This window comes from Carboxydocella sp. JDF658 (assembly GCF_002049395.1).
In the GTDB taxonomy this organism is placed as follows: domain Bacteria; phylum Bacillota.
In genome coordinates this window covers 1-201 of sequence record NZ_BDLR01000147.1, presented here as the reverse complement: position 1 = coordinate 201, position 201 = coordinate 1, and the positions used below count along the sequence as shown (strand labels likewise).

Annotated in this window: 1 protein-coding gene; it reads left to right on the top strand. The window is 33.8% G+C overall.

Translation table 11 applies throughout. The features are described 5' to 3' along the window. Positions 1-14 precede the first annotated feature (14 nt). Positions 15-201 (top strand): DUF4372 domain-containing protein (locus JDF658_RS12905; RefSeq protein ID WP_143312014.1); only part of this gene is annotated, 187 nt, incomplete at its 3' end.

The following is a 201-nucleotide window of genomic DNA, read 5'->3' as shown; positions in this document are numbered from 1 at the left end:
AAGGAGAAGCTATAATGCGAGGCAAGGATATCACAAAATCCACATTTTTTCAATTGTTTCAGCCAATTTTTCACGAAAAAATTTTTCAGCTTATTAATAATGCAGGTGTTGACAAATACGTTAAAAAACTGACAGCACTTAAGCTATTCTATCTTCTGGCCTATGCCCAGTTAGAACAATTAAAAGGTCTACGGGATATTA